The sequence below is a fragment of the Streptomyces sp. NPDC000983 genome (assembly GCF_040299205.1).
GTDB lineage: Bacteria > Actinomycetota > Actinomycetes > Streptomycetales > Streptomycetaceae > Streptomyces.
On the sequence record NZ_JBEPBM010000121.1, the window covers coordinates 484 to 1,601 of the forward strand.

Consider the following 1,118-nt stretch of genomic DNA (forward strand, 5'->3'; position numbering starts at 1 on the left):
TGGCACCGACGGCAACATCGCCGTCCGCACCAACATGGGCACCTACTTCAACGGCGGCACCCACTGGTCCGCCGGCTGGGGCCGCTTCGTCACCGGTACCGACATGGGACGCCTGTACTTCGCCGACATCACCGGCGACGGCAAGGCCGACCTCCTCGTCCACGGCACCGACGGCAACATCGCCGTCCGCACCAACATGGGCACCTACTTCAACGGCGGCACCCACTGGTCCGCCGGCTGGGGCCGCTTCGTCACCGGCACCGACATGGGACGCCTGTACTTCGCCGACATCACCGGCGACGGCAAGGCCGACCTCCTCGTCCACGGCACCGACGGCAAGGTCTCCGTTCGTAAGAACATGGGCACCTACTTCGACGGCGGCACCCACTGGTCCGCCGGCTGGGGCCGGTTCGTCACCGGTGCCGACATGGGGCGCCTCCGCTTCGGCGACGCCACCGGTGACGGCAAGGCCGACATGTTCGTGCACACCATCGCGGACGGCAAGGTCGCCGTCCGTAAGAACATGGGCACCTACTTCGACGGCGGCACTGTGATGATCACCCTCTGAGAGGGCGGTCCCTCCGGCGCCGGGCTGGAGACACCGGCCACTGCTGACGCCGCTCTGCCTCACCCCCTCACGGGGAGGGGGCAGTGCGCCGGAGGACTGGCACCCCGACAGCACCGGCGCCGGGCAGTACGTCGGCCCAGCCGCCCTCCGCACCTCGACCCCACCGCCCTCCGCACCGGAACCGAGCCAGACGCCTGCCTGCCCGACGGTCCCGCCTCGGCGCTCCGCCCGCGTCGGCGTCCGATTCGGCGGGCAGCCCATGTGATCGCAGCGGCAACCGGCCGCTATGAAACGGCACTTCGACCCAGGGACACCCATGACCGCAAGACGTTCACGATGGATGTGGGCAACGAGCGCCACAGCCGTCCTCGCCACCTTGGCGACCGCCGCCCCGGCCGCCGCGCTCAACGGAGCCGACGCGCCCGCGGACCTGAACTACGTCGCGAAGATCACCATCGGTGAGCAGGCCGCCTGCACCGGCACCCTCGTCGACCCGCAGTGGGTCCTGACCGCGGCCTCCTGCTTCGCCCCGGACGCAAAACCCGCCGCA

The 1,118-nt window shown here is 70.6% G+C and carries 2 protein-coding genes; both read left to right on the plus strand.

Features of this window, described 5'->3' with window-relative positions:
- On the plus strand, positions 1-568 hold a 568-nt coding region (locus tag ABT296_RS38610; RefSeq protein ID WP_351934831.1), incomplete at its 5' end, for an FG-GAP repeat domain-containing protein.
- A gap of 340 nt (positions 569-908) precedes the next feature.
- Positions 909-1,118: trypsin-like serine protease (locus ABT296_RS38615; protein WP_351934833.1), on the plus strand; the 210-nt coding region annotated here is incomplete at its 3' end.